General features: G+C 68.2%; 25 protein-coding genes and 2 tRNA genes. 10 read left to right on the forward strand and 17 right to left on the reverse strand.

Features of this window, described 5'->3' with window-relative positions; genetic code table 11:
* Positions 1–402: 402 nt before the first annotated feature.
* The 3 genes from bfr to AC1PLR_RS19600 form a co-directional block, all read right to left on the reverse strand.
* Positions 403–873: a bacterioferritin gene (gene bfr, locus AC1PLR_RS19590; protein WP_017910327.1), complete on the reverse strand. Its 471-nt coding sequence runs from the start codon at positions 871–873 to the stop codon at positions 403–405.
* A 105-nt stretch (positions 874–978) separates the two neighbouring features.
* Entirely contained in the window at positions 979–1,188 is a 210-nt protein-coding gene (locus tag AC1PLR_RS19595; protein WP_481070173.1) for a (2Fe-2S)-binding protein, read from the reverse strand.
* Between the two features lie 80 nt (positions 1,189–1,268).
* Positions 1,269–1,880, reverse strand: a complete 612-nt coding sequence (locus tag AC1PLR_RS19600) for an RNA pyrophosphohydrolase (protein ID WP_010341422.1) — start codon at positions 1,878–1,880, stop codon at positions 1,269–1,271.
* Positions 1,881–2,000: 120 nt separating this feature from the next.
* Here AC1PLR_RS19600 and AC1PLR_RS19605 point away from each other — a divergent pair.
* A tRNA-Met gene (locus tag AC1PLR_RS19605) sits at positions 2,001–2,077 on the forward strand.
* A gap of 41 nt (positions 2,078–2,118) precedes the next feature.
* Positions 2,119–2,193, forward strand: a tRNA-Gln gene (locus AC1PLR_RS19610).
* 469 nt (positions 2,194–2,662) lie between these two features.
* Here the strand turns inward: AC1PLR_RS19610 and rpsI are convergent.
* Positions 2,663–3,055 carry a 30S ribosomal protein S9 gene (rpsI, locus tag AC1PLR_RS19615; protein WP_010341421.1) on the reverse strand — a complete coding sequence of 131 codons (393 nt, stop codon included), beginning with the start codon at positions 3,053–3,055 and terminating at the stop codon, positions 2,663–2,665.
* Positions 3,056–3,057: 2 nt separating this feature from the next.
* Positions 3,058–3,486 carry a 50S ribosomal protein L13 gene (gene rplM, locus AC1PLR_RS19620; protein ID WP_010341420.1) on the reverse strand — a complete coding sequence of 143 codons (429 nt, stop codon included), beginning with the start codon at positions 3,484–3,486 and terminating at the stop codon, positions 3,058–3,060.
* A gap of 215 nt (positions 3,487–3,701) precedes the next feature.
* Here rplM and coq7 point away from each other — a divergent pair, with 215 nt between their 5' ends.
* Together coq7 and AC1PLR_RS19630 are read left to right on the forward strand one after the other, a co-directional pair.
* Positions 3,702–4,346, forward strand: coding sequence for a 2-polyprenyl-3-methyl-6-methoxy-1,4-benzoquinone monooxygenase (coq7, locus tag AC1PLR_RS19625; protein ID WP_010341419.1), 645 nt, complete (start codon positions 3,702–3,704; stop codon positions 4,344–4,346).
* Positions 4,347–4,529: 183 nt separating this feature from the next.
* Positions 4,530–5,039 carry a hypothetical protein gene (locus AC1PLR_RS19630; protein WP_481102050.1) on the forward strand — a complete coding sequence of 170 codons (510 nt, stop codon included), beginning with the start codon at positions 4,530–4,532 and terminating at the stop codon, positions 5,037–5,039.
* Between the two features lie 17 nt (positions 5,040–5,056).
* On the opposite strand, the gene sugE is transcribed toward AC1PLR_RS19630, so the two are convergent.
* The gene (gene sugE, locus AC1PLR_RS19635; protein WP_209229085.1) at positions 5,057–5,374 is read right to left on the reverse strand and encodes a quaternary ammonium compound efflux SMR transporter SugE; all 318 of its coding nucleotides are present in this window, start codon (positions 5,372–5,374) and stop codon (positions 5,057–5,059) included.
* Between the two features lie 118 nt (positions 5,375–5,492).
* Entirely contained in the window at positions 5,493–6,287 is a 795-nt protein-coding gene (gene speD, locus AC1PLR_RS19640; protein WP_017910332.1) for an adenosylmethionine decarboxylase, read from the reverse strand.
* A gap of 144 nt (positions 6,288–6,431) precedes the next feature.
* Here speD and crp point away from each other — a divergent pair, with 144 nt between their 5' ends.
* The 3 genes from crp to AC1PLR_RS19655 all read left to right on the forward strand — a co-directional run bounded on the left by crp (position 6,432) and on the right by AC1PLR_RS19655 (position 9,115).
* Positions 6,432–7,121, forward strand: a complete 690-nt coding sequence (crp, locus tag AC1PLR_RS19645; RefSeq protein WP_010341415.1) for a cAMP-activated global transcriptional regulator CRP — start codon at positions 6,432–6,434, stop codon at positions 7,119–7,121.
* 27 nt (positions 7,122–7,148) lie between these two features.
* The gene (locus AC1PLR_RS19650; protein WP_481102051.1) at positions 7,149–7,907 is read left to right on the forward strand and encodes a sulfite exporter TauE/SafE family protein; all 759 of its coding nucleotides are present in this window, start codon (positions 7,149–7,151) and stop codon (positions 7,905–7,907) included.
* A 194-nt stretch (positions 7,908–8,101) separates the two neighbouring features.
* Positions 8,102–9,115: a glycoside hydrolase family 5 protein gene (locus AC1PLR_RS19655; RefSeq protein WP_481102052.1), complete on the forward strand. Its 1,014-nt coding sequence runs from the start codon at positions 8,102–8,104 to the stop codon at positions 9,113–9,115.
* Positions 9,116–9,142: 27 nt separating this feature from the next.
* On the opposite strand, the gene AC1PLR_RS19660 is transcribed toward AC1PLR_RS19655, so the two are convergent.
* The 7 genes from AC1PLR_RS19660 to AC1PLR_RS19690 form a co-directional block, all read right to left on the reverse strand.
* On the reverse strand, positions 9,143–9,880 hold the full coding sequence (locus AC1PLR_RS19660; protein ID WP_481102053.1) for a haloacid dehalogenase-like hydrolase: 738 nt from the start codon (positions 9,878–9,880) through the stop codon (positions 9,143–9,145).
* On the reverse strand, positions 9,877–10,674 hold the full coding sequence (trpC, locus tag AC1PLR_RS19665) for an indole-3-glycerol phosphate synthase TrpC (RefSeq protein WP_010341411.1): 798 nt from the start codon (positions 10,672–10,674) through the stop codon (positions 9,877–9,879). Before trpC ends, AC1PLR_RS19660 begins: the two co-directional genes overlap by 4 nt.
* An 87-nt stretch (positions 10,675–10,761) precedes the next feature.
* Entirely contained in the window at positions 10,762–11,799 is a 1,038-nt protein-coding gene (gene trpD / locus AC1PLR_RS19670) for an anthranilate phosphoribosyltransferase (RefSeq protein WP_481102054.1), read from the reverse strand.
* A 47-nt stretch (positions 11,800–11,846) separates the two neighbouring features.
* Positions 11,847–12,485: a flavin reductase family protein gene (locus tag AC1PLR_RS19675; RefSeq protein ID WP_481102055.1), complete on the reverse strand. Its 639-nt coding sequence runs from the start codon at positions 12,483–12,485 to the stop codon at positions 11,847–11,849.
* A 49-nt stretch (positions 12,486–12,534) separates the two neighbouring features.
* Positions 12,535–13,116, reverse strand: coding sequence for an anthranilate synthase component II (locus AC1PLR_RS19680; protein ID WP_481102056.1), 582 nt, complete (start codon positions 13,114–13,116; stop codon positions 12,535–12,537).
* Positions 13,117–13,502: 386 nt separating this feature from the next.
* Positions 13,503–13,634 (reverse strand): hypothetical protein, encoded by a 132-nt coding sequence (locus AC1PLR_RS19685; protein WP_481099239.1) that lies wholly within the window; start codon positions 13,632–13,634, stop codon positions 13,503–13,505.
* A gap of 154 nt (positions 13,635–13,788) precedes the next feature.
* The gene (locus AC1PLR_RS19690; protein ID WP_019799298.1) at positions 13,789–14,694 is read right to left on the reverse strand and encodes a LysR substrate-binding domain-containing protein; all 906 of its coding nucleotides are present in this window, start codon (positions 14,692–14,694) and stop codon (positions 13,789–13,791) included.
* Positions 14,695–14,829: 135 nt separating this feature from the next.
* Here AC1PLR_RS19690 and AC1PLR_RS19695 point away from each other — a divergent pair, with 135 nt between their 5' ends.
* Genes AC1PLR_RS19695 through AC1PLR_RS19705 form a run of 3 tightly spaced genes read left to right on the forward strand, consistent with a single transcriptional unit; the run spans position 14,830 to position 16,610 of the window.
* On the forward strand, positions 14,830–15,456 hold the full coding sequence (locus tag AC1PLR_RS19695) for an FMN-dependent NADH-azoreductase (protein ID WP_010341406.1): 627 nt from the start codon (positions 14,830–14,832) through the stop codon (positions 15,454–15,456).
* Positions 15,457–15,482: 26 nt separating this feature from the next.
* Positions 15,483–15,806, forward strand: coding sequence for a YciI family protein (locus AC1PLR_RS19700; protein ID WP_481102057.1), 324 nt, complete (start codon positions 15,483–15,485; stop codon positions 15,804–15,806).
* Positions 15,807–15,827: 21 nt separating this feature from the next.
* Positions 15,828–16,610 (forward strand): alpha/beta fold hydrolase, encoded by a 783-nt coding sequence (locus AC1PLR_RS19705; protein ID WP_481102058.1) that lies wholly within the window; start codon positions 15,828–15,830, stop codon positions 16,608–16,610.
* Positions 16,611–16,703: 93 nt separating this feature from the next.
* Here the strand turns inward: AC1PLR_RS19705 and AC1PLR_RS19710 are convergent, their stop codons facing one another.
* From AC1PLR_RS19710 to trpE, 3 genes are read right to left on the reverse strand one after another with little or no spacing between them, the layout of a single operon-like run.
* A complete protein-coding gene (locus tag AC1PLR_RS19710; RefSeq protein ID WP_481103647.1) occupies positions 16,704–17,462 on the reverse strand; it encodes an SIMPL domain-containing protein in 759 nt (252 codons plus the stop codon).
* A gap of 27 nt (positions 17,463–17,489) precedes the next feature.
* Positions 17,490–18,560 carry a threonine aldolase family protein gene (locus AC1PLR_RS19715; protein ID WP_481102059.1) on the reverse strand — a complete coding sequence of 357 codons (1,071 nt, stop codon included), beginning with the start codon at positions 18,558–18,560 and terminating at the stop codon, positions 17,490–17,492.
* Entirely contained in the window at positions 18,557–20,032 is a 1,476-nt protein-coding gene (gene trpE, locus AC1PLR_RS19720) for an anthranilate synthase component I (RefSeq protein ID WP_481102060.1), read from the reverse strand. The genes AC1PLR_RS19715 and trpE overlap by 4 nt, the downstream gene beginning before the upstream one ends.
* Between the last annotated feature and the right edge of the window lie 377 nt (positions 20,033–20,409).

A 20,409-nucleotide genomic window follows, 5' to 3' on the forward strand; every position in this document is an offset into this window, starting at 1 on the left:
GCGAATCGCCCGACCTGACGCATGCAGGTTGCCCGCGTAGCGAACGGCGCTTGTCGCTTTCCGGATCCGCCGCGGCTTCTGATGCCACGCGTCGCGGCTGAAGCCGCTCCTACAGCAAGAGCGACGCGGCGCTGACATGGGCGTCGCGATGCGCCTTCCTGACCTGTCCCTCCTCGCACGATCGGGGTCTGTGATCGCACATAACTGAGGCAGCGCGATTCAGCCGCTTGTTCGATTCGTGTAGGAGCGGCTTCAGCCGCGACGCTTCACCGACACCGCATCGCGGCTGAAGCCGTTCCCGCTCGTGTACGCCGGGGCCGACGCAGTCCCTGCGTGCAGCAGCGAACACGCTCGATCGCGGCGGAGCCCCAGGCCAACGCCGCGGCAACCTGCGCCGACGATTCAGTCGTCGAGCTTGGTCAGCAGATAGTTCGGCTCGCCGATGCGATCGATCAGGTCGAGCTGGGTTTCCAGCCAGTCGATGTGCTCTTCTTCCGATTCCAGGATGTCGGCCAGGAGCTGGCGGCTGACGTAGTCCTGGATCGATTCGGCGTAGGCGATGCCCTCGCGCAGCGTGACCGTGCCGTCCTGCTCCAGCGCCAGGTCGCACTCGAGGATTTCCTTGGGGTTCTCGCCGATGCGCAGCTTGCCCAGCGCCTGGAAGTTGGGAAGCCCCTCGAGGAACAGGATGCGGTCCGCCAGCTTGTCGGCGTGCTTCATCTCGTCGATGGATTCCTTGTACTCGTGCTCGGCCAATTCCTTCAGGCCCCAGTTCTTCAGCATCTTGGCGTGCAGGAAGTACTGGTTGATCGCGGTCAGCTCGTTGTAGAGGACCTTGTTGAGGAACTCGATGACTTTGCTGTCGCCCTTCATGCTGTCGCTCGCGTAAATCCGGAAAGCGCAGACTCTAGCGAATCGCGCCGCGACGTGAAGGAACGCGAATCGTGATCATCCCGCGCCGCAGCGCGGCAGCCGCACTCAGGCGGCGCGGGCCAGGCCGCCCAGCACCGGCAAGGGCAGTTCGCGGCTCAGCGCGCGCTCGAGCAGCTCGCCGGCCATGTCCAGGCAGGAGCCGCAGGTGGCGCCGCAGCCCGTGCGCATGGTCAGTTCGGACACGCTGCGGCAGCCGGCGTCGGCGGCTTCGCGGATCTGGCGATCGGTGACCCCATTGCAGATGCAGACGTACACGGCGGGCTTGGCGGCGGACGGCGCGGACTGCGCCTGGCACCCATTCAAACCAAAGTGAGAATGGTTGTCAATTCCGCCCGTTAATCGTTATTAATACGCGCTGCCCAAGGCCCGCCGCGCTTGCGCGGACGCTTGCGCGGGCGCTCGTGGCCGGCGGTATTGCCCGGCAACCAGGCCTCCTGGGCCAGGGTCGGCATGGCGCGGATGCCGGCGCCGGCGATGGTCTGCGCCAGCGGCGCCAGATGGCGCAGCGCCCGCGCGTAGACCCCGCGCTTGAACAACACGACGTGCTCCACCGGGTACCAGAAATCGACCCAGCGCCAGTGGTCGAACTCCGGCGTCTCGGTCAGTTCCAGATTCAGCTGGCTCTCGTCGCACTGCATCCGCAGCAGGAACCATACCTGCTTCTGGCCGATGCAGACCTGGCGCTCGTTGCGGCGGATGGCCCGGCTGGGCAGGCGATAGCGCAGCCAACCGGGGGTGGCGCCGAGCACTTCCACATGCTCGGGCAACAGCCCGGTTTCTTCGCGCAACTCGCGGTACATGGCCTCCACCGGGGTCTCGTCGGTGTTCATGCCGCCTTGCGGGAACTGCCAGCCGTCCCGGCGCACGCGGCGTGCCCAGAACACCTGACCATCCGGCCGCATCAGCACGATGCCTACGTTCGGTCGATAGCCGTCCGGATCGATCACGATGCGGACTCCTGAAAAATCTACTGGCTCCGACTCTGCCATGGCTGCGGCCGGGCCACAAGCAGCGCAGAAACCCGTTGACAGCCGCCCGCTTCTCCATAAGAATTGGCGGTTCACCAGGGCTATGTAGCTCAGCCGGTTAGAGCACAGCACTCATAATGCTGGGGTCGGTGGTTCGAGTCCACCCATAGCCACCATGGTGTGTACGCCCAAGGCGTGCGATACTTGCAGTCCACATTGCCCCGTCGCCAAGCGGTAAGGCACCTGACTCTGACTCAGGCATTCGGTGGTTCGAATCCATCCGGGGCAGCCAAACACACAAAAAAGGCCGATCGAAAGATCGGCCTTTTTTGTGTGTTTGGCTGCGGGTTCGCGCAGGCGCAAAGCGCCTGCGCCCCACACCTTGCTGCGCAAGGTGCGGGCCCCGGCCTTCCGCCCCCACATCCCCGCGCCTGTCGGCGCGCCCCCTTGGACTCCAAGGGGGCTTTTCACCCGACGCATTTCGGACTGAGCCTTCGCATAGCGAATGCCGAGATCAGCTACTCACTCCCGGTTGCGCACTCGCCTGAAGTGGCGACGCTGCTGCAGCGAACGCCCACCAAGCCAGCCCGGGCACCGCGATCAGACAACCACCATCCAAGGCCGCCAATCCGACCACCCACTCCCCTCCAGCGAAGCCAGACGCCGCAGCACCAGGCCAGAAAGACAAAAGCCCGGCCGAAGCCGGGCTTTTGCGTCGTCCCCAGCAGGCTCCCGAAGGAGCCCACGCCAGGCGCGATGGATCAGCGCTTGGAGAACTGGGTGGCGCGACGGGCCTTGTGCAGACCGACCTTCTTACGCTCGACTTCGCGGGCGTCGCGGGTCATGAAGCCGGCCTTGCGCAGCTCGGTCTTCAGGGTTTCGTCGTACTCGACCAGCGCGCGGGCGATGCCCAGGCGGATCGCACCGGCCTGGCCGGTGGTGCCGCCGCCGGTGGCGGTGACCAGGATGTCGAAGCTTTCGGTGTTCTTGGTCAGCTCCAGCGGCTGGCGCACGATCATGCGCGCGGTCTCGCGGCCAAAGAACTCGTCCAGCGGACGGCCGTTGACGGAGATGTTGCCGGTGCCCTTGCGCAGGAACACGCGGGCGGTGGAGGACTTGCGGCGGCCAGTGCCGTAGTTTTGCGAAATCGCCATGATTAGATATCCAGAACCTGCGGCTGCTGAGCGGCGTGCGGATGCTCCGCACCGGAATAGACCTTGAGCTTGCGGTACATCGCGCGGCCCAGCGGGCCCTTGGGCAGCATGCCCTTGACCGCGATTTCGATCACGCGCTCCGGGTGGCGCTCCAGCGCCTGCTCCAGGCTCTCGGTCTTCAGGTTGCCGATGTAGCCGGTGAAGCGGTGATACTTCTTGTCCTTGAGCTTGTTGCCGGTGACGACGATCTTCTCGGCGTTGATCACCACCAGGTAATCGCCGGTATCGACGTGCGGGGTGTAGACCGGCTTGTGCTTGCCGCGCAGGCGGCGGGCCAGTTCGGTGGAAAGCCGGCCCAGCGTTTTGCCGGCGGCGTCGACGAGATACCAGTCGCGCTGGACGGTCTCGGACTTAGCAGTGAAGGTGCTCATGATCAGACTCGGTTGGTCGGGCGGATTCCTGCAGCGAACGGCCGGAACTTTGCCACGCGTTGTGAATTGCAAAAACGCAAGAGGCGAAATTCTACGTGGCCCAGCCGGCCGGCGCAAGTCCACCCATGACCGGCGGAGATCGGGCAGCGGCGCGCTTGGCAGTGAGCCGGTCGGCGGCGAAAATCGGGATCCCCACCGCTTCCGGGCTTGCCCATATGACGACCAGCCGCCAGCATTCCCCGCTCGATCGCGCCCTGGTCGAGGCCCAGCGCGCGCTGGAGACGGTATTCGGCGACCCGCCGGCGCAGCGCCCCTACCCGGCCGCGGCCACCGCCGATGTGGTGCTGGCGCCGGACGAGCGCCGCCATGCCGCCGGCCTGATGCGCATCAACCACGTCGGCGAGGTCTGCGCCCAGGGCCTGTATTTCGGCCAGGCCGCGGTCGCGCGCGATCCGGCCACCCGTGCGCACCTGCTGGAGGCGGCGCAGGAAGAGACCGACCACCTGGCCTGGTGCGCGGCGCGGCTGCGCGAACTGGACAGCCGCCCCAGCCTGTTCAATCCGCTGTGGTACGCCGGCAGCTACGCGATCGGCACCCTGGCCGGCCTGCGTGGCGACGGCTGGAACCTGGGCTTCGTGGTCGAGACCGAGCGCCAGGTCGAGGCGCACCTGGACGAACACCTGCAGACCCTGCCGCCGGCCGACCTGCGCAGCCGCGACGTGCTGAAGGTGATGAAGGCCGACGAGGCCCGCCACGCCGAGCATGCCGAACAGGCCGGCGCACGGCGCCTGCCGCCGCCGATCCCCACGGTGATGGCCGCCGCCTCGCGGCTGATGAAGGCCGTCGCCTATCGGCTGTAGCCGCCCGCCGGTCGGACCGGCGATGCGCCGGCTGGCATTGCCGGCCCAATGGGGGTAAAGTGAACGAACGCTGACTGATTCCACGTCGGCGCACGCCGTTCCGGCCGCAGCACCGCCATGTGCCGCAGCCACCGATGTACCCGTGCCGAGCCGCGCCCGCGTGCGCTCCGCCTGCCGACTGCCATGCCCGCATCCACGCTCCATCTGCCATCGCCCCGCACCCGCTGGTTGTCGCGCCTGCTGTTCGCAACCCTGTTCGCGCTCGGCGGCGGCACCCTGTTGCACCACCTGCTCGGCGATTACCGCCAGGCCAGCGCGATCCTGCGCGACCATTCGGTGGCGACCGTGCCGGTGATCGCCGATGGCGCCTTCGGCGTGCAGACCGAGCCGCTGGTGCGCTACCGCTTCCACTATGTGTTCGAGAGCAAGGGCCGCCTGCACAGCGGCGCCTTCGAGGCCAGCGGCGCCGAGGCCGCGCCGCTGCTGCTGGACGGCGCCACCGTCGAGATCGCCTACGCCAACGCCGACCCCGCGCGCTTCGGGCGCCTGGACCAGTTGCAGCATGCCGGCAACCTCGGCAGCGTGTTCACCCGCGCGATGATCGCGCTGTCGATCGCCGCCCTGCTGGCGGTGGTGGCGCACCGGCTGCTGATCGGCCGGGTGCTGACCCGACGCCGCATCGCCGCCGCCTGAGTTCCTGCGCGCGCCGCTCAGTGCGCGACCAGTTTCAGGCCGATCACCCCGACCACGATCAAACCGATGCAGGCCAGCCGCGCCGGCGAGGCGCTGTCGCCGAACAGGACCACGCCGAGCACGGCCGTGCCCAGCGCCCCGATGCCGGTCCAGATCGCATAGGCGGTGCCCAGCGGGATGTGCTTGAGCGCCTGGGTCAGCAGCCACAGGCTGAGGGCGGCACCGGCCATGGTTCCCAGGGATGGCCACAGCCGGGTGAAGCCTTCGCTGTACTTGAGGCCGAGGGCGAAGCCGATCTCGAACAGGCCGGCCAGCAACAGGTAGATCCAGGGCATTGTCTTTCTCCGTAGACAAATGAAAACGAAAACGGCCCGATGTCTGCACATCGGGCCGCCGTCGGCAGGGGTCGCAGCGCAGGCTGCGGGCGGGTCGTCCCGCCGGTGTGGAGGCTGCCTACTCGGACAGGTTGCGCCCGTGGAACAGCTCCTCGATCTCGCGCTTGAGCAGCGCTTCGATGCGCATGCGCTCCTTGAACGAGAGGTTCTTGGCCTTCTCCTCGAACAGGTACTGGTCCAGGTCGAAGTCCTTCAGGTGCATCTTGGTGTGGAAGATGTTCTCCTGATAGACGTTGACGTCGAACATCTCGTAGCGCGACTTGACGTTCTTGGCCAGGAAGTTCTGGATCGAGTTGATCTTGTGGTCGATGTAGTGCTTCTTACCCTTCACGTCGCGAGTGAAGCCGCGCACGCGGTAATCCATGATCACGATGTCCGATTCCAGGCTCTCGATCAGGTAATTGAGGGCCTTCAGCGGCGAAATGACGCCGCAGGTGGCGACGTCGATGTCGGCGCGGAACGTGGCGATACCGTGCTGCGGGTGGGTTTCCGGGTAGGTATGGACGGTGATGTGGCTCTTGTCCATGTGCGCGACCACGGCATCGGAAATGATCTCCTTGCCGGCGGCCTTCTTGTCGATGACCGGCTCTTCGGAGATCAGGATCGTCACCGAGGCGCCCTGCGGATCGTAGTCCTGGCGCGCGATGTTGAGGATGTTGGCGCCGATGATTTCGGCCACATCGGTGAGGATCTGGGTCAGGCGGTCGGCGTCGTACTGCTCGTCGATGTACTCGATGTAGCGCTGGCGCTCCTCTTCGGAGATCGCGTAGCAGACGTCGTAGATGTTGAAGCTCAACGCCTTGGTGAGGTTGTTGAAACCTTGCAGCCTCAGGCGAGGCAACGGCTTGACCACGGCGTGGATCCTCTGGAAGTGGGTGGGGAAAGACACTCAATTATGAGCCAAATGGCTCCGCTGCGAAACGTGGCGCCCGTCTCTTGTTTGCCGCCGCGAACGCGTCCCGTTAAGCTTCGGGAATTACGCCGTAGCGAAGCCGCCATGAGCCCCGGAAACACATCCACTGCAGCACCTGTGCGCATCGCTCCAAGTCCTCTGACGTTGGACACCGCCACCATCGACCGCTTCCTGGCCCACAGCCACCGTCGCCGCTATCCGGCGCGGACGGATGTGTTCAGGCCTGGCGACCCGGCCGGCACCCTGTACTACGTCGTCAGCGGCTCGGTCAGCATCATCGCCGAGGAAGATGACGACCGCGAGTTGGTGCTGGGCTATTTCGGCAGCGGCGAGTTCGTCGGCGAGATGGGCCTGTTCATCGAGTCCGACCAGCGCGAGGTGATCCTGCGCACCCGCACGCCCTGCGAACTGGCCGAGATCAGCTACGAGCGCCTGCATCAGCTGTTCCTGGGCTCGCTGTCGTCCGATGCGCCGCGGGTGCTGTACGCGATCGGCGTGCAGCTGTCCAAGCGCCTGCTGGACACCTCGCGCAAGGCCAGCCGCCTGGCGTTCCTGGACGTCACCGACCGCATCGTGCGCACCCTGCACGACCTGGCCCAGGAGCCGGAGGCGATGAGCCATCCACAGGGCATGCAGTTGCGCGTGTCGCGGCAGGAACTGGCGCGGCTGGTCGGCTGCTCGCGCGAGATGGCCGGCCGGGTGCTGAAGAAGCTGCAGGTCGACGGCATCCTGCATGCCCGCGGCAAGACCGTGGTGCTGTACGGCGCGCGCTGACCGCCATGGGGCGATAGGCCCGGCGCGATGCTGCTGAGCGAGACGTTCTACTGGTTCGTGCTGGTCGGCCTGGCCGCGCAACTGGTGGACGGCGCGCTGGGCATGGCCTTCGGTCTGGTCTCCTCGTCGGTCCTGCTGAGCCTGGGCCTGCCGCCGGCCGTGGTCAGTGCCAGCGTGCACAGCGCCGAGGTCTTCACCACCGGCGCCTCGGGGCTGTCACACCTGGCCCTGGGCAATGTGGACAAGCGGCTGTTCCTGCGCCTGGCGCTGCCGGGCATGGCCGGCGGCATCGCCGGCGCCTACGTGCTGACGCAACTGCCGGGCGAGCTGATCCGCCCCTTCGTCTATCTGTACCTGCTCGCCCTGGCGGTGCTGATCCTGCTGCGCGCGGCTGGCCGTGCGCTGCCGCGCCGCGAGGTGCAGCGGGTGCCGCTGCTGGGCTTCGTCGCCGGCCTGCTGGATGCCAGCGGCGGTGGCGGCTGGGGACCGGTGGCGACCTCGACCCTGCTCGCCCACGGCGGCCAGGCGCGCACCACCATCGGCACGGTCAACGCCGCCGAGTTCCTGGTGACGCTGTCGATCTCGCTGACCTTCCTGCTGACCATGGGCGTGCAGCACCTGGACATCGTGCTCGGCCTGCTGGTCGGCGGCATGCTCGCCGCGCCGCTGGCGGCGTTGCTGGTCAAGCGCGTGCGCGAGCGCTGGGTGCTGGTGGCGGTGGGCCTGCTGGTGCTGGGCATCAGCCTGTATCAGGTGGGTGGGGCGCTGTATCGCTGGCTGGGCTGAAGGTGGGGAGTCGGGATTGGGGATTGGGGATTCGTAACGGCGGCGTTCGTGGCGCCTGAGGCACCTTCTCTGTTGAGCTGATCTGCGGTCAGGCCGCGTTCGCTTTTTCATGGGTGGACCGCGCGATGATCGCGGCCGGGATGCCGCCGCCGATGGCCGCGCGTCTCGCCACTCCCCTGCCCCGCGAGACCGCCATGCGTGCCATCCCATTGCTCCTGGCCTTGTTGTGTCTGGCGCTGCCGGCGCCGCGCGCACGGGCCGACGACGCCTTCGCCCAGCTCGGGCGCGGGGTCAACATCCTCGGCTACGACCCGCTGTGGAACGACCCGGCGAAGGCGCGCTTCCGCCCGCCGCTGTACCGCACGATCCGCGACGGCGGCTTCCGCACGGTGCGGGTCAACCTGCAGGCGTTCGCGCACATGGACGCGGACAACCGGCTCGACCCGAGCTGGCTGAAGACGCTGGACACGGTGGTCGACCAGGCCACCGCCGCGGGCCTGAACGTGATCCTGGACGAACACGACTTCCACCCCTGCGCGGCCGACGCGGCGGTGTGCCGGACCAAACTGCTGGCGTTCTGGAGTCAGATCGCCCCGCGCTACCGCCACGCGCCGCCGTCGGTGCTGTTCGAGATCCTCAACGAGCCCAACGGCCAGATGACCAGCGCGGTGTGGAACGATCTGCTGCGCGATGCGTTGCCGATCATCCGCCGCGACAACCCGACCCGCACGGTGGTGGTGGGCCCGGCCAGCAGCAATTCCTTCACCGCGCTCGACAGCCTGCGCCTGCCCGATGACGATGCGCACCTGCTGGTCACCGTGCACTACTACAACCCGTTCCGCTTCACCCACCAGGGCGCGCCGTGGGCCCCGGCGGACATCCGCGACCACACCGGCGTGAGCTGGGGCAGTGCGGCCGACCGGACCAAGCTGTACGGCGAATTCGACCGCATCGCGGCCTGGGCCAAGGCGCACCATCGGCAGGTACTGCTGGGCGAGTTCGGTGCCTACGAGCAGGCGCCGCCGGCCGATCGGCTGGCCTGGACGGTGGCGGTGGTCAACGCCGCCGAGAAACGCCATTTCGCCTGGGCGTATTGGGAGTTCGAGGGCAGCTTCGGCGCCTACGACATCGACCGCGGCCAGTGGGTCGCGCCGCTGCACCACGCCTTGGTGGGCAGCGACAGCGCCTACCGCGGGGCCGGCGGCTGATCGCCGGCCTTCCTGCCGCGGCGCGCCCTAGCGGGAACCGGCGGCGTCGCCAGCGCGGTCGCGGCAGCCCCAGTTGAGAATTGGCGTGCCAGACGGCAGCAGCCGGCGGAACACCGCCACCGCGCCGTGCTTGGGATTGACCACCACCGGCGCGGCCGCGGCCTGCAGCAGCGGCAGATCGGCGGTGCTGTCGGAATAGGCCATGGCGATCTCGCCGTAACCCAGTTCGCGCAGCATGCGCATCTTTTCCTCGTTGTGGCAGTGGCGGGTGGCGGTGACCGCACCCAGGCGCGGGCCGATCAGGCTGCCGACCACCGGCACGTCCTGGTGCGCGACGAAGCCGAGGATGGCGCGCGCCAGTTCCGGCGGCGCGCCGGTGGCGACCACCACGCGATCGCCGGCGGCGCGGTGCCGAGCGAACACCTCCAGCGCCTGCGGCAGCAGCCGCTGGCGGATCTGCGCCTGATGCTGCAGCACGTACTGGTCGATGATGCGGTTGAACTCGCGCGCGCGGCGCAGGCCGAAGCTGGCGATCCAGACATAGCCGGAGATACCGGTGCGGCGGGTCGGCAGCATCGCCACCAGCGGCCCTAACAGCGGCGTGGCCAGCACCGCGGCGGTCAGGCGCAGCGGATTGCGCTTGATCAGCCAGGCGAACAGGTGGCTGCCGGAGTCGCCGTCGTACAGGGTGTGGTCGAAATCGAACACCACCAGCGGCGCATCGGCACGCGGCAGCGGATACGAGCTCGGGTCCTGCGCACTCATGCCGCGAAGAACAGCTGGCGCAGCGCCTCGCCCGGCTCCTCGGCGCGCATGAACGCCTCGCCGACCAGGAACGCGTGCACGCCGGCGCCGCGCATGAGCGCCACGTCGTCCGGGCCGAGGATGCCGCTTTCGGTGACCAGCAGGCGGTCGCGCGGCACCGCGTTCTGCATCGACAGGGTGGTCTGCAGCGACACCTCGAAGGTGCGCAGGTTGCGGTTGTTGATGCCGATCAGCGGCGCCGGCACCTGCAGCGCGCGTTCCAGCTCGTCGATGTCGTGCACTTCCACCAGCACGTCCATGCCCAGTTGCAGGGCCAGCGACGACAGCTCGGCCAGCTGCAGGTCGTCCAGCGCGGCCACGATCAGCAGGATGCAGTCGGCGCCGAGCGTGCGCGCCTCGTAGACTTGGTACGGATCGATGGTGAAGTCCTTGCGCAGCACCGGCAGGGTGCAGGCGTCGCGTGCCTGCTGCAGATAGCGGTCGTGGCCCTGGAAGAAATCCTCGTCGGTCAGCACCGACAGGCAGGCGGCGCCGCCGAACTCGTAGCTGACCGCGATGTCGGCCGGGTGGAAGTCCGGGCGGATCACGCCCTTGGACGGGCTGGCCTTCTTGACCTCGGCGATCACCGCCGGGTCGCCGTTGGCGATGGCCGCCTGCAGCGCGCGGGCGAAGCCGCGGGTGGGCGGCATGGCCTCGGCACGGGCGACCAGCTCGGCCAGCGGCACGCGCGCGCTGCGCTCGGCGATCTCGTCGGCCTTGCGCGCGAGGATGGTGCGGAGAATGTCGCTGCTCATGCGGTGGGAATCCTGGGGGATGGCCGGATTATCGGCGATGCAGGGTGTCGGGGGTGAGAACCGGGATCGGGCGCTGGCAAAGGCGGTTCAGTCCAGCCCGGCCAGGCCGCGGGTGCAGGCCACGTAGGCCTCCAGCTTCGCCCGCGCGCGGCCGTCGGCGATGGCCGCACGCGCCAGGGCGATGCCGGCACCGATGTCGGCGGCCAGGCCGGCCACGTACAGCGCCGCGCCCGCGTTGAAGGCGACGATGTCCAGCGCCGGGCCGGGCACGTTGTCGAGCACGGCGCGCAGCATCGCCATCGATTCGGCGGCGTCGGCGACCTTGAGGTTGCGGCTGGCCGACATGGCGATGCCGAAGTCCTCCGGGTGTACTTCGTACTCGCGGACCTGGCCGTCGCGCAGTTCGCCGACCAGGGTGCCGGCGCCGAGCGAGAGCTCGTCCATGTCGTCGCGACCCCACACCACCAGCGCGCGCTCGGCGCCCAGCTCCTGCAGCACGCGCGCCTGGATGCCGACCAGGTCGGGGTGGAACACGCCCATCAGGATGTTCGGCGCACCGGCCGGATTGGTCAGCGGACCGAGGATGTTGAAGATGGTGCGCACGCCCATCTCGCGCCGCACCGGCGCCACCACCTTCATCGCCGGGTGGTGCACCGGTGCGAACATGAAGCCGATGCCGGTGGCCTCCAGCGCCTGCGCCACTTGTTCGGGCTGCAGTTCGATCGCCGCGCCCAGTGCCTCCAGCGCGTCGGCGCTGCCGGACTTGGAGGAGACGCTGCGGTTGCCGTGCTTGGCGACCTTGGCGCCGGCCGCGGCGGCGACGAACATTGCGCAGGTGGAGATGTTGAAGGTGTGCGAGCCGTCGCCGCCGGTGCCGACGATGTCGACCATGTGGGTGCGGTCGGCGACCGGCACGGTGCGCGAGAACTCGCGCATCACCAGCGCCGCGCCGGCGATCTCGCCGACCGTTTCCTTCTTGACGCGCAAGCCGGTGAGGATGGCCGCGGTCATCATCGGCGAGACCTCCCCGCGCATGATCTGCCGCATCAGCCCGACCATCTCGTCGTGGAAGATCTCGCGGTGCTCGATGGTGCGTTGCAGGGCTTGCTGGGGGGTGATGGTCATGGCGAAGACGGGTCTGCGGTTAGGCGAATGAGGAAAGGCGGCGCGGGTCAGCGCGGAGGCGTCGGCCGCGGCATGCGCAGGCGCCCTTGCGCCAGCACCTCGAAGTAGTCGGCCGGGCCGCCGGCGCGCAGCAGGGTGGCGACCGCGGCCGGGTCGTAGATGCCGTCCTGCAGGGCGTGCTCGGCGATGTGCACGCCGACCACCTCGCCCAGCACCAGCCAGGTCTGGATCGGCTCGCCGCGTGCGCTCTGCAGCGGCAGCAACTGGCTGAGCCGGCATTCGAAGCTGACCGGGCTGGCGGCCACCCGCGGCGCACCGATCAGGCGCGAGGGCGCGACGGTCAGGCCGGCCAGCGCGAACTCGTCCACCTCCGGCGCCACCGCGGCGGAACTGGCGTTCATCGCCTCGGCCAGCGGCCGCGTGGCCAGGTTCCAGGTGAACTCGCCCGTGGCCTCGATGTTGCGCACGCTGTCCTTCCAGCCAATGCTGGCGAAGCCGACGATCGGCGGGACGTAGTTGAAGGCGTTGAAGAAGCTGTAGGGCGCCAGATTGGCGACGCCATCGGCGCCGCGCGAACCGATCCAGCCGATCGGCCGCGGCCCGACGATGGCGTTGAACGGGTCGTGCGGCAAGCCGTGGCCGTTGGCCGGTTCGTAGAAATGGAAGGCGTCGGTGCGATCGTGCATCGGCAGGGTCCGGCAGTGACGGAAGGCGGGCGACGCCGGCGCGGCGCGCTCAGCGCTCCAGGAAGTTCTTCAGCAAGGCGTGGCCATGCTCGGTGAGGATGGACTCGGGATGGAACTGCACGCCCTCGACCGGGAACTGGCGATGGCGCAGGCCCATGATCTCCTCCACCGTGCCGTCGTCGTGTTCGGTCCAGGCCGTCACTTCCAGGCAGTCGGGCAGCGTGGTCTTCTCCACCACCAGCGAGTGGTAGCGGGTGGCCTCGTAGCGGTCCGGCAGGCCGGTGAACACGCCGCGGCCCTCGTGGCGGATGCGCGAGGTCTTGCCGTGCATGATGGTGCCGGCGCGCACCACCTGCCCGCCGTAGACCTGGCCGATACTCTGGTGGCCCAGGCACACGCCCAGGATCGGCGTGCGCTGGCCCAGCCGCTCGATCAGTTGCAGCGACACCCCGGCCTCGTTCGGCGTGCACGGCCCCGGCGAGATGACGATGCGCTCGGGCGCCAGGCGCTCGATCTCGTCCACGCTGAGCGCATCGTTGCGCACCACCTTGACCTCGGCACCGAGCGCCTGCAGGTACTGCACGAGGTTGTAGGTAAAGCTGTCGTAGTTATCCAGCATCAAGACGGTCATCGACTTAACCTATTGATTTTTCATTGCATGTCTTGGAGAGAGAGAAAGCCGATCCGCGTGCAGTATTGACGCGCGATGGCTGGGTGCGGCGCAACCGCAGCATCGTTCGCGCCCGCCATCGTTGCCGCGCAGCACCCGCAACGACAGCACCAGGAGCGGTTCGGTCCTCACGCATGGATGCCGCCGATCCGTGGAGGGAGGCGCCGGCTCCGCAGACGCGGGAACCCGGACAGGCGCCGTGACGCGCGGCAGGCATGGGAGGCGTGGATCTGGTGGGGGACAAGACAACTCTCCTTCGTTGGGAGCCGCCATGCCGGGAGCCGAGGGAAGCCGCCACCGGTCAGGGCGGCGATCGTGCAGTCATGGACCGCAGGGGTGCGCCGCTTCTAGGAGAAGCGCCACCAATGCACCACGTTGGACGGGATGTTGCGGGTCATGCACTCGGCCACTTGATCGATGGAGGGTCCGGCCACCGCTGCAGGCAGCGGCGACAGGCCGGTCCCGAGTGTAATGCCCATGTTCGACAGTGTCGATTGCGCGCCGCGGCTGTCGTGTCGCCGCAGACAGCGGACCAGGTAAACCCCGCTGTTAGACCGCGCGCCCACGGCACATTACCGCGCTCGGCGACAGCACTGCGGACCGGTCGGGCTTCCGCCGTGGCGGGTGCTGCACTCAAGCGTCGAGCGCGTGCCCGGCAAAGGTGGCGACCGCCTCGCGGAAGGTGGCGACGATCGGACGCGCATCGTCGCTGCGCCAGACCAGATACAGCTTCACCCGCAGTCTCAGCCAAGGCAGATCGCGGAACACGATGCCGGCCGGCGCGCGCTCCTTCAACGCGGACTGGACCAGCGCCACACCGAGGCCGGCACTCACCAGATACAGCGAGGCCAGTGGATCGGAGGTCTCGTAGGCGATGTCCGGCGTGAAACCGGCATCCTGGCAGGCGGCGAGCAATGCCGGGCGAATCGTGTCCACCGGCTGGCGCGTCACCGCGATCCAGGTCTGCCCGTCGAGCTGCGCCGGGGTGATGCTGCGCGAACGACACAACGGATGCCCCTTCGGGATTGCCAGCGTCAACGGCTCATCCAGCACCAGGGCGCTGCTCAGGCCGGTATCGCGTTCCGGCATCCTGTAGGCGAGCCCCACGTCGAGCATGTGCCGGCGCAGGTAATCGAACTGCACCGCGGTCCCCAATCCCTGCAGCGACAGCAGCACCGACGGGCTGGCGATCCGGAACGCGCGCACGCTCGGGCTGACCACGTTCGCATACATCGCGCCCTCCACGTAGCCGATCGCCAGGCGCCCGGCGCTGCCCGCACCGAGGCGCCGCGCGAAGGTCTCGACCCGATTGGCGTTGGCGATCAGCGTCCGCACCTCGCCGAGCAGATCGCGCCCCTCCTGGGTGAGCCGGATGCGCTGCTTGCTGCGTTCGAACAACAGCACGCCCAACTGCTCCTCCAGTTGCTTGATCTGCCGGCTCAGCGGCGACTGCGAGATGTACAACTGCTCGGCCGCACGACCGACGTTCTCGGTTTCGGCCACCGCAACGAAATACCGAAGCTGGCGCAGGTCGAGCATTTGGGTGTGTCCTTTTGGGTCTCAACTTTCCCATATTCCGTCTTGGACGCCCAGCGACCGGGCGGCCATCCTCCGCATCGTCGAGCCGGCGCGACCCACGCGCAGCTCCACTCACCCAACAGCGGACAGAGCACCATGCACATCCTCCACCTCGATTCGAGCATCCTCGGCGATGCGTCGGCGTCCCGAGCGCTGACGGCATTGGTTGTCGCAGAGCTGCTGGCGCACGTGCCAGCGGCACAGATCCGCTACCGCGACCTCGTCGCCGAAGCGATTCCGCATCTCGATGGCCCCGTCGCGGCCGGATTTCGCCCCTTGACCGCACCGGCGGACACGGCAAGCGTGGCCGCCGAGCACGCGCGATCCGAAGCGCTGGTCACCGAATTCCTGGCCAGCGACGTCGTGGTCGTCGGCGCACCGATGTACAACTTCTCGGTCGCCACGCAGTTGAAGGCGTGGATCGACCGGATCGTGCAGCCCGGCCGGACCTTCCGCTACACGCCCGACGGTCCGATAGGACTGGCCACTGGCAAGCGCGTGGTGATCGTGACCACGCGCGGCGGCGTCTACACGAGCGGCCCCCTCGCGCCACTGGACTTCCAGGAGCCGTATCTCAAGGCCACGCTGGGCTTCCTGGGCATCACCGATGTGCATGTCGTTCGCGCCGAACCCCTTTCGAAGGGCGATGTGCTGGCCACGCAGGCCATGTCCGCCGCCCGCAGTGCCGCGGCCGATGTTGCGCGCCAGATCGCCCTGCACTGATCACCCGCACTTTCCGAGGAATCCAGATGATCTACATCGTCGCGTTGTCCTACCTCCGCCCGCCCGAGTACATCCAGGCGCATCTCGATGCTCACCGCCGATGGCTGGCGAACCATATCCAGGCAGGCCGCATCCTGGCGGCGGGACCGAATGCGGACAAATCCGGCGGGATCGTGCTGGCGTCATGCACGAGCCGCGTCGAACTCGACGCCATGATGGCGGAGGATCCGTTCGTGACCCATGGGCTGGTCGCGGTGTCGGTACAAGGTTTCGAGCCGTCGATCCGCGCCGACGCACTGGCGGCACGCTGGGCAAGCGCCGCCGCCGTGGTCAGCGCCCAGCCCGCCTGAGCACACGGCAAAGGAATTCTCATGGCGTTCCCCACCAAGCTTCTTGCGGGCCTTGCGGTCGCCGGCATGCTCGCTGCCAGTGTGTTTCCGCGATCAAGCCGGGCCGAGACGCTCCGCGGTGCCGTGCCGAACATCGTGCTGGTGCACGGCGCATTCGTCGACGGATCGAGCTGGGCGGAGGTCGTACGGCGACTGCAGCGCAAGGGCTACCACGTGACGGCCGTGCAGAACCCGCTGACCTCGCTGGCCGACGACGTCGCCGCAACCCGCCGCGTGCTGGCGCGGCAGCGCGGACCTGTTCTGCTCGTCGGGCACTCCTGGGCAGGCGCGGTCATCACCGAAGCCGGCAATGCCGACAACGTCCGCGGCCTGGTCTATCTGTCCGCCCTCGTGCCCGACAGCAACGAATCGGTCGCCGAGCTGCTGACCCGGCTGCACGCACCCATGGACGGCCTGACGCCCGATGCGGACGGATGGCTGTGGCTCGACGCGCCAGCCGCCTTTCGAACCGTCATGGCGGGCGATGTGCCGATAGACAAGGTGCGTGTGCTCGCTGCCACGCAGCAGCCCATCGCCGCGCGCGCCTTCGCCGACAGGGTGTCGCATGCGGCATGGCGCAGCAAGCCCAGTTGGTATCTGGTCACCGACAAGGATCACGCCCTGCCGCCGACGGTGCAGCGGCAACTGGCGCACGACATCGGTGCCCAGGTCCAGCATCTGGCGTCGAGCCACCTGTCGCTGGTGTCGCACCCGCAGGCGGTCGCCGATTTCATCGACCGCGCGGCGCGCGACGTGGGGCGGTGAGCGACGGGCTCATACATGGGTGCCATCGCGCGCGCCGGACGGATCAGCCGGCGCACTGCGTCGGTGTCCGCCGCACACCGCATAGCGAAGGACTCATTGCGCGATCAGGAAGACCGCATAGACGTTTTCGGAAAGGGTGAGGCTGCCGGCTTCGAGGGATTCGGCGGCGGGTGGAGGCATCGGGAGTGGCGTAGGCCGGTAGTTCCCGCTGACTAGACCTTGGCGACGCGATCCCGATGGCCAATGGCCAGCCTGGATGCCATAAGCGAAGTCCGGCGCCACTTCCGAAATGGTGTACAGGCCGCCCAGGCGAACGCCATAGGCGTTTGCCAGCGCTTGCGCCGACGCGCGGGTCTGTTCGGCAGCCTGACGCTTGAGTTCGGCACGCAGCGCGACTTCGCCGCTATAGTGCGGTGCGATGCCGGACACTTGCAGTTCTTCGCTGGTCCTGAGCTTGCCAAGCAAGCCACGCACGTCGTCCAGCGTTCCGAAATCAGCAGACAAGGTTCGCTGCACGCGGGTCCCGCTGAAGATTTGCTTGTCGTCTTCGTAGCGCTGCTCTGGCTCGATCGACAGCGTCGTCGCCTGCACGCTGTCAGCGAGCGCGTGCTGTTGCTTGAACGCAAGCAGCACGTTTGCCGCATTGGTCTGCACACGCTTGCGCGCCGCATCTGGATCGGCATCCACTGCGCTCAGCGTGATCTTGACCCCGAAGCGATCCGGCACCACCTCGCGCTCAGCCTCGCCTTTGACCAACAGATGTGGCTGCGACGGCAGACTGTTGACCTGCGCGCTTGCGACGGCCGGCAAGGCCAGCGCTGCGGCAATGGCCCAGGCAACAAGCGTACGGATTTTCATCTTCCTCTCCTTGGCGGAAGGTCAGCCGGCCGCACGCTGCGTGCCGGAGTGGAGCAGCGCGGCGAAATCCGCGATCAGCGCATCGACCGCCGCATCCTGCGTGGCCCACGAAGTGACGAAGCGGATCACCCAGCGGCCGTCGCCGAGCAGTTGCCAGCGCTCGAAGTCGTAGCGCTGCGCCAGCGTCTCGACCGCGGCGGTGGGCAGGATCACGAACAGTTGGTTGGTCGGCGAGTCCGAGGCGAACTGCGCGCCAGCGGCGGCCAGCCCGTCGCGCAGCCGTACGGCCATGCGATTGGCGTGCGCGGCTAACTGGTAGAACAGCCCGTCCTCGAACAGCGCGGCGAACTGCGTGCCCAGCATCATGCCCTTGGCCAGCAGCGCGCCGCGTTGCTTGAGCAGGTAGCGGAAATCCGCCTTCAACCCCTGGTTGAGGATCACCAACGCCTCGCCGAGCAGCGCGCCGTTCTTGGTGCCGCCGATGTAGAACGCATCGGTGAGCGCGGCGATGTCGGCCATGCGCAGGTCGTTGCCCTCGGCAGTGAGCGCGCTGCCGATGCGTGCGCCGTCCAGGAACAGCAGCAGGCCGTGCGCGTCGCAGAACGCGCGCAAGGCCTGCAGTTCGTGCTTGCGGTAAATCGTGCCGACTTCGGTGGTGTTGGACACGTAGACCAACCGCGGCTGCACCAGGTGCTCGTTACCGTGCTCGGCCAGCAGCGGCGCGATCCGCTCCGGCGTAAGCCGGCCGTCGGCCGCATCCACGGTGAGCACCTTGTGCCCGGTGGCCTCGATCGCGCCGGTCTCGTGGGTGGCGATGTGGCCGCAGGCCGCAGCGATCACCGCTTGGTGCGGACGCAGGAACGCGGCGATGGCGGTGAGGTTGGTCTGGGTGCCGCCGACCAGAAGGTGCACGTCAGCGTCGGCGCAGCCGATCTCGGCACGGATCAGTTCGGCGGCGCGCGCGCTGTGCCGGTCCAGGCCGTAGCCGGCATTCTGCTCGGCGCTGGCGGTGGCCAGGGCGGCGAGCAGGCGCGGATGCGCGCCTTCGCTGTAGTCGTTGCGGAAGCCGATCCGCGGCGCGGCGGCGCTCACAGCCCCTTCGCCGCTTCGGCGACCGCGCGGAACAGCGCGCGGCCCTTGTTCATGGTCTCGTCCCATTCGGTCTGCGGGTCGGAGTCGTAGACGATGCCGGCGCCGGCCTGCACGTGCAGGCGGCCGTGCTTGATTACGGCGGTGCGGATGGCGATGGCGGTATCGGCGTCGCCGTGCCAGCCGAGGTAGCCGATGCTGCCGGCGTAGACGTTGCGCTTGATCGGCTCCAGCTCGCGGATGACTTCCAGCGCGCGGATCTTCGGCGCGCCGCTGACGGTGCCGGCGGGGAAGGTGGCGCGCAGCACGTCGGCATAGCTCAGGCCGGGCAGCAGGGTGCCGGTGACTTCGCTGACGATGTGCATGACATGGCTGTAGCGTTCGATCACGAAGCGCTCGCCGACGGCGACGCTGCCGGCCTGCGAGACGCGGCCGGCATCGTTGCGGCCTAGGTCGATCAGCATCAGGTGTTCGGCGCGCTCCTTCGGATCGGCGAGCAGCTCCGCCTCCAGCGCCTGGTCCTCTTCCGGGGTCTTGCCGCGCGGGCGGGTGCCGGCGATCGGGCGCACGGTGACCTGGCCGTTCTCCAGCCGCACCAGGATCTCCGGCGAGGAGCCGACCACCTGGGTGTCGCCGACATCGAGGAAATACATGTACGGCGACGGGTTCAGCGCGCGCAGCGCGCGGTACACGTCCACCGGGCGCGCGGCGAACGGCACGCTCAGGCGCTGGCTCAGCACCACCTGGAAGATGTCGCCGGCGCGGATGTAATCCTTGGATTTCTCTACCGCGGCGATGAAGCCCTCGCGGGTGAAACCGGAGACGAAGTCGCTCTCGTCCAGCACATCGCGCGCCAGCGGCGCGGGGTAGCCGGCGCCGGGCTGGCGCAGCGTGGTGGTGAGCGCATCCAGGCGCGCCTGCGCGCGCTCCCAGGCGTCGGACTCGGCCGGGTCGGCGTGCACGATCAGGTACAGGCGGCCCTTGAGGTTGTCGAAGACCGCCACTTCCTCGGACAGCATCAGCAGGATGTCCGGGGTGTCCAGCTCGTCGCGGGCGACGGCGCCGGCCAGGCGCGGCTCGATGTAGCCGATGCATTCGAAGCCGAACCAGCCGACCAGGCCTCCGGTGAAGCCGGGCACGCCCGCCAGCTTGGGCACGACATGCTGGGCGCGCAGCGCCTCGACCTCGGCGAAGGGATCGGCGACCTCGCGGCGCTCGATCAGCTCGCCATGGTCGCGCACGTCCAGGGTGTGCCCGCGGAAGGTGTACACGCGGCGCACCGGCAGGCCGATGATCGAGTAGCGCCCGAAGCGTTCGCCGCCTTCGACCGATTCGAACAGATAGGTGTGCGGGGCGTCGGCGAGCTTGAGATAGACCGACAGCGGCGTGTCCAGGTCGGACAACACTTCGCGGACGACGGGGATGCGGGTGTGACCTTCAGCGGCGTAGCGCTGGAACTGCTCGCGGGTAATCAAGACGGCTTTCCTTCCGGGACTCGGTGACAGGGCGGACGACGGCTGCAGGCCACCATCGCCACGCACGGCGAGCGGAAGTGAAGGAACGCGGGGTCGTCAGACTGGACACGGCGGCTACTTTACCGCAACTGCGGCGACTGGCAACGGTTGCAGACGCGACCGATCGAGTGCGGTGCGGAGGTGGTCGGTGAGGGCGTCGCGTCGGGACTGAAGTCCCTCCCACACGGGGCGCACTCGCCTTGGTGCGCCGTGCGGAGTCTGAGGTGCGCGATCTGGTCAGCGCAAGCGCGTCCACGATCGAACCGATCCTCGCCACGCCGCCTGTCGTAGGAGCGGCTTCAGCCGCGACGGGCGTTACCGGGAATGCCCGTCGCGGC

This window comes from Xanthomonas sp. NCPPB 3570 (assembly GCF_056725115.1).

Bases quoted from the DNA above. Each gene is read 5' to 3' on its own strand.
- bfr (WP_017910327.1), bottom strand. From the start codon at position 873: ATGAAGGGCGACAGCAAAGTCATCGAGTTCCTCAACAAGGTCCTCTAC.
- rpsI (WP_010341421.1), bottom strand. From the start codon at position 3,055: ATGGCGATTTCGCAAAACTACGGCACTGGCCGCCGCAAGTCCTCCACC.
- rplM (WP_010341420.1), bottom strand. From the start codon at position 3,486: ATGAGCACCTTCACTGCTAAGTCCGAGACCGTCCAGCGCGACTGGTAT.
- coq7 (WP_010341419.1), top strand. From the start codon at position 3,702: ATGACGACCAGCCGCCAGCATTCCCCGCTCGATCGCGCCCTGGTCGAG.
- AC1PLR_RS19630 (WP_481102050.1), top strand. From the start codon at position 4,530: ATGCCCGCATCCACGCTCCATCTGCCATCGCCCCGCACCCGCTGGTTG.
- sugE (WP_209229085.1), bottom strand. From the start codon at position 5,374: ATGCCCTGGATCTACCTGTTGCTGGCCGGCCTGTTCGAGATCGGCTTC.
- crp (WP_010341415.1), top strand. From the start codon at position 6,432: ATGAGCCCCGGAAACACATCCACTGCAGCACCTGTGCGCATCGCTCCA.
- AC1PLR_RS19650 (WP_481102051.1), top strand. From the start codon at position 7,149: ATGCTGCTGAGCGAGACGTTCTACTGGTTCGTGCTGGTCGGCCTGGCC.
- AC1PLR_RS19655 (WP_481102052.1), top strand. From the start codon at position 8,102: ATGCGTGCCATCCCATTGCTCCTGGCCTTGTTGTGTCTGGCGCTGCCG.
- AC1PLR_RS19660 (WP_481102053.1), bottom strand. From the start codon at position 9,880: ATGAGTGCGCAGGACCCGAGCTCGTATCCGCTGCCGCGTGCCGATGCG.
- trpC (WP_010341411.1), bottom strand. From the start codon at position 10,674: ATGAGCAGCGACATTCTCCGCACCATCCTCGCGCGCAAGGCCGACGAG.
- trpD (WP_481102054.1), bottom strand. From the start codon at position 11,799: ATGACCATCACCCCCCAGCAAGCCCTGCAACGCACCATCGAGCACCGC.
- AC1PLR_RS19675 (WP_481102055.1), bottom strand. From the start codon at position 12,485: ATGCACGATCGCACCGACGCCTTCCATTTCTACGAACCGGCCAACGGC.
- AC1PLR_RS19680 (WP_481102056.1), bottom strand. From the start codon at position 13,116: ATGACCGTCTTGATGCTGGATAACTACGACAGCTTTACCTACAACCTC.
- AC1PLR_RS19685 (WP_481099239.1), bottom strand. From the start codon at position 13,634: ATGGGCATTACACTCGGGACCGGCCTGTCGCCGCTGCCTGCAGCGGTG.
- AC1PLR_RS19690 (WP_019799298.1), bottom strand. From the start codon at position 14,694: ATGCTCGACCTGCGCCAGCTTCGGTATTTCGTTGCGGTGGCCGAAACC.
- AC1PLR_RS19695 (WP_010341406.1), top strand. From the start codon at position 14,830: ATGCACATCCTCCACCTCGATTCGAGCATCCTCGGCGATGCGTCGGCG.
- AC1PLR_RS19700 (WP_481102057.1), top strand. From the start codon at position 15,483: ATGATCTACATCGTCGCGTTGTCCTACCTCCGCCCGCCCGAGTACATC.
- AC1PLR_RS19705 (WP_481102058.1), top strand. From the start codon at position 15,828: ATGGCGTTCCCCACCAAGCTTCTTGCGGGCCTTGCGGTCGCCGGCATG.